Origin of the sequence: Campylobacter concisus (assembly GCF_003048445.1) — a bacterium.
In the GTDB taxonomy this organism is placed as follows: domain Bacteria; phylum Campylobacterota; class Campylobacteria; order Campylobacterales; family Campylobacteraceae; genus Campylobacter_A; species Campylobacter_A concisus_BF.
Window position 1 is genome coordinate 1 of the sequence record NZ_PIQW01000023.1, and the last position, 5,545, is coordinate 5,545.

Annotated in this window: 2 tRNA genes and 3 rRNA genes; all 5 read right to left on the minus strand. The window is 44.9% G+C overall.

The annotated features are described in order from the left end of the window. Positions 1-38: 38 nt before the first annotated feature. Positions 39-157 (minus strand): 5S ribosomal RNA (gene rrf, locus CVT14_RS10390). A 133-nt stretch (positions 158-290) separates the two neighbouring features. Further along, positions 291-3,195 (minus strand): 23S ribosomal RNA (locus tag CVT14_RS10395). Positions 3,196-3,521: 326 nt separating this feature from the next. Further along, a tRNA-Ala gene (locus CVT14_RS10400) sits at positions 3,522-3,597 on the minus strand. Between the two features lie 12 nt (positions 3,598-3,609). Further along, positions 3,610-3,686 (minus strand) — tRNA-Ile (locus tag CVT14_RS10405). 94 nt (positions 3,687-3,780) lie between these two features. Beyond that, a 16S ribosomal RNA gene (locus tag CVT14_RS10410) occupies positions 3,781-5,291 on the minus strand. The 16S, 23S and 5S rRNA genes sit together here with 2 tRNA genes alongside, the layout of an rRNA operon. Positions 5,292-5,545: the final 254 nt, after the last annotated feature.

The following is a 5,545-nucleotide window of genomic DNA, read 5'->3' on the forward strand; positions in this document are numbered from 1 at the left end:
GATTAATAATATAAGAATTAAAAGCAGATTAACAACAAAGCCCGCAACGACCTACTTTTCCAACATCCCAGTAAGGGAGAGTATCATCAGCCAGGACGAGCTTAGCTTCTTGGTTCGAGATGGAGCAAGGCGTTTCCTCGTCTGTATAGTCACGGGCAGTGTTAAATAAAAGATATACTAAATAAATCCCTTATTTAACACTACTAGATAAAGTTAAAAGTCATAAACAAAGTTTTATAAAAACATATCTTATTAAGTTTTTATCCTTAACAAGGAAGTGATGCTTATTAAAAGATAAGCAGACGAGCTATTAGTACTGGTCAGCTAAAGGACTTTCATCCATTACACACCCAGCCTATCAAACACATAGTCTATATGAGCTCTTAAAAGAAGATTCATCTTGGAGTTGGCTTCCTGCTTAGATGCTTTCAGCAGTTATCACATCCCAACATAGCTACCGAGCGGTGCCCTTGGCAGGACAACTCGTACACCAGTGGTTGGTTCGACCCGGTCCTCTCGTACTAGGGTCAACTCTCCTCAATCTTCTTGCGCCCACGGCAGATAGGGACCGAACTGTCTCACGACGTTCTGAACCCAGCTCGCGTACCGCTTTAAATGGCGAACAGCCATACCCTTGGGACCTGCTCCAGCCCCAGGATGCGATGAGCCGACATCGAGGTGCCAAACCTCCCCGTCGATGTGAGCTCTTGGGGGAGATCAGCCTGTTATCCCCGGGGTACCTTTTATCCTTTGAGCGATGGCCCTTCCACACAGAACCACCGGATCACTAAGACCGACTTTCGTCTCTGCTTGACGTGTATGTCTCGCAGTTAAGCTGGCTTATGCCTTTATACTCTACGAACGATTTCCAACCGTTCTGAGCCAACCTTTGTAAGCCTCCGTTACATTTTGGGAGGCGACCGCCCCAGTCAAACTACCCACCAGACATTGTCCTACTTGAGGATAACTCAAGCTAGTTAGCTATCAGAATAAAAAAGAGCGGTATCTCAACAATGGCTCACCATAAACTGGCGTCTATGGATCAAAGCCTCCCGCCTATCCTGCACATTTTTATCCCAATAGCAGTGTCAAGCTGTAGTAAAGGTCCACGGGGTCTTTCCGTCTTGCCGCGGGTAGGAGGAATTTTCACCTCCACTACAATTTCACTGGATCCCTCTTCGAGACAGCTCCCATCTCGTTACGCCATTCATGCAGGTCGATATTTAATCGACAAGGAATTTCGCTACCTTAGGACCGTTATAGTTACGGCCGCCGTTTACTCGGGCTTCGATCAAACGCTTCGCAGAGCTAACGTCATCAATTAACCTTCGAGCACCGGGCAGGCGTCACACCCTATACATCCTCTTACGAGTTAGCAGAGTGCTGTGTTTTTGGTAAACAGTCGGGAGGGACTCTTTGTTGTAACCTTCAATGCTTACGGAGTAAATCCTTCACAAAGTTAGGCACACCTTATACCGAAGATACGGTGCTATTTTGCAGAGTTCCTTGAAGAGAGTTCTTCCACGCGCCTTAGAATACTCATCCCACCCACCTGTGTCGGTTTACGGTACGGGCAACTATAACTAAACTTAGAAACTTTTCTTGGCTCGACAGTATCAAGGATTTACGATTCATTCCGAAGAACTTCACGCACCTGTAAGGCCTCGGCTTAAAGGAGCTCGGATTTGCCTGAACTCCAACCTGCACCTTTCGACCAGCACTACCATCCGCTGGCTCCTCTAACTCTAAGCGTCCTTCCATCGCACATTATAGTTGGCATTGGAATATTAACCAATTTTCCATCGCATACCCCTTTCGGACTTTGCTTAGGACCCGGCTAACCCTACGATGACGAGCATCGCGTAGGAAACCTTGGGTTTACGGCGTTGGGGATTCTCACCCCAATTATCGCTACTCATGCCTGCATGCTCACTTGTATTCGCTCCAGCACTCCTTACCGGTATACCTTCAACGCAAATACAACGCTCTCCTACCACTTAGTAAAACTAAGTCTAAAGCTTCGGTACTCATTTTAGCCCCGTTATATTTTCCGCGCAGAATCACTAGACCAGTGAGCTATTACGCTTTCTTTAAAGGATGGCTGCTTCTAAGCCAACCTCCTGGTTGTTTAAGTAACTCCACATCGTTTTCCACTTAAATGAGATTTAGGGACCTTAGCTGTTAGTCTGGGTTGTTCCCCTCTCGACGACGGATTTTATCACTCGCCGCCTGACTGCCATGATTACACACTAGGTATTCGGAGTTTGATAGGGTTTGGTACATTGGTGTATGCCCTAGCCCATTCAGTGCTCTACCCCCTAGTGTTACTACATGACGCTATACCTAAATATATTTCGGAGAGAACCAGCTATCACGATGTTTGATTGGCCTTTCACCCCTATCCACAAGTCATCCCATAGCTTTTCAACGCTAGCGGGTTCGGTCCTCCACCGGCTCTTACACCGGTTTCAACCTGCTCATGGATAGATCACATCGTTTCGGGTCTGCAACGTCTGACTAAACGCCCTATTAAGACTCGCTTTCGCTACGGCTCCGGGTTTCCTTAACCTCGCCAGACATCACAACTCGCAGGCTCATTATGCAAAAGGCAGTCCATCACCCTGATAAATCATAGGGCTCTGAATGATTGTAAGCAAATGGTTTCAGGTTCTATTTCACTCTGATCACCTCAGTTCTTTTCACCTTTCCCTCACGGTACTTGTGCACTATCGGTCTAGTAGTAGTATTTAGGGTTGGATAGTGGTCTACCCAGCTTCAGACAGAATATCACGTGTTCCGCCCTACTCAGGATACTGCTAAGTAAAACAAAGCTTTCATATACGGGGGTATCACCCTCTGTGCCCAACCTTTCCAGGTTGTTCTATTAGCTAAGTTTAGTCTATATCGCAGTCCTACAACCCCACTAGTAAACTAGTGGTTTGCCCTCTTACGCGTTCGCTCGCCGCTACTAGCGTAATCTCTTTTGATTTCTTTTCCTGAGGGTACTAAGATGTTTCAATTCCCCTCGTTCGCTCCGTTATACGGTAACTAATATCTCTATTAGTTGGGTTGCCCCATTCAGAAATTCCCGGATCAAAGCCCCTTGACGGCTCCCCGAGACTTATCGCAGCCTGGCACGTCTTTCATCGCCTCTACTAGCCAAGGCATCCACCACTTGCTCTTTGTAGCTTACCTTTTCTATATTAGATTATTCTAATTCGCATCACTTCCTTGTTAAAGATAACTTTATGTTACTACATTTAAATTCTAACTCTCAAGACGGAAAGCATTGACTACTATTTAGATAAGTTTTAAATCCTAAATAGATTGTGATGTCAAACTTTTGCATTAAAAGCAAAGAGAATAGAAATTTAAACCTTTAACAAGTCCTGTAAAATTGTTTTTAAAACTTGCTTGTGACTATTAACAATATTAATTAAAAGAACATTTAGACAAAAGCCTAATTAGAAAGTTTAAATTTAAGCTCTCTAATTAAACTTAATGTTGTTAAACTATATTTATGGTGGAGAATAGCGGGATCGAACCGCTGACCTCCTGCGTGCAAAGCAGGCGCTCTCCCAGCTGAGCTAATTCCCCAATTAAATTCTCTGGTGGGCCTAACAAGACTTGAACTTGTGACCTCACCCTTATCAGGGGTGCACTCTAACCAGCTGAGCTATAGGCCCCTATAGGTCTATCAATCTTTCAAAACTAAACAAGGATGATTGAGAATATCTTTCTTATAGATACCTTGTGAGAGAATATCTATATGTACTCTAGAAAGGAGGTGATCCAACCGCAGGTTCTCCTACGGTTACCTTGTTACGACTTCACCCCAGTCGCTGATTCCACTGTGGACGGTAACTAATTTAGTATTCCGGCTTCGAGTGAAATCAACTCCCATGGTGTGACGGGCGGTGAGTACAAGACCCGGGAACGTATTCACCGTAGCATGGCTGATCTACGATTACTAGCGATTCCGGCTTCATGGAGTCGAGTTGCAGACTCCAATCCGAACTGGGACATATTTTATAGATTTGCTCCATCTCGCGATATTGCTTCTCATTGTATATGCCATTGTAGCACGTGTGTCGCCCCGGACATAAGGGCCATGATGACTTGACGTCGTCCACACCTTCCTCCTCCTTACGAAGGCAGTCTCATTAGAGTGCTCAGCCGAACTGTTAGCAACTAATGACGTGGGTTGCGCTCGTTGCGGGACTTAACCCAACATCTCACGACACGAGCTGACGACAGCCGTGCAGCACCTGTCTTAACATTTCTGCAAGCAGACACTCTTCTATCTCTAGATGATTTGTTAGATATCAAGTCCGGGTAAGGTTCTTCGCGTATCTTCGAATTAAACCACATGCTCCACCGCTTGTGCGGGTCCCCGTCTATTCCTTTGAGTTTTAATCTTGCGACCGTACTCCCCAGGCGGTATACTTAATCCGTTAGGTGCATTACTGCCAAGACTAGCTTAGCAACAACTAGTATACATCGTTTAGGGCGTGGACTACCAGGGTATCTAATCCTGTTTGCTCCCCACGCTTTCACGCATTAGCGTCAGTTGAGTTCCAGCAGATCGCCTTCGCAATGGGTATTCCTGGTGATCTCTACGGATTTTACCCCTACACCACCAATTCCATCTGCCTCTCCCTCACTCTAGATTATCAGTTTCTCAAGCAGTTCTATGGTTAAGCCATAGGATTTCACAAGAGACTTGATAATCCGCCTACGCGTCCTTTACGCCCAGTGATTCCGAGTAACGCTTGCACCCTCCGTATTACCGCGGCTGCTGGCACGGAGTTAGCCGGTGCTTATTCGTTAGGTACCGTCATTGTTCTTCCCTAACAAAAGGAGTTTACGCTCCGAAAAGTGTCATCCTCCACGCGGCGTTGCTGCTTCAGGGTTTCCCCCATTGAGCAATATTCCCTACTGCTGCCTCCCGTAGGAGTCTGGACCGTGTCTCAGTTCCAGTGTGACTGATCATCCTCTCAGACCAGTTATGCGTCATAGCCTTGGTGAGCCATTACCTCACCAACTAGCTGATACAATATAGCCTCATCCTACACCGAAAAACTTTCCCTATCTAACTTATGTTAAAGAGGAGTATAGAGTATTAGCAGTCGTTTCCAACTGTTGTCCTCTAGTGTAGGGCAGATTAGCTATACATTACTCACCCGTGCGCCACTAACTCATAAGAGCAAGCTCTTACTTGTCCGTTCGACTTGCATGTATTAGGCACGCCGCCAGCGTTCACTCTGAGCCAGGATCAAACTCTCCATATTAACCTTCTTTAGCGTAAAGCAAAGCTTTACTAAGAAGCAACACTAAAGACTAAGATTGCTAATGCAATCTAGTAATAATGTTTTTACTAAAATTGCTTTTAGTAATTATTATGAAGTTTTTAATCAAAAAACTTTTAGTTTTATATATTAGTTTGTCTAATCTATTATTTAATCATAATAGACTGGCTCAATCGATCACTTGTTTAGATTTCAAAGATTGACTAATAGTTTTAACAATTGTAAGTTAAAAGAAC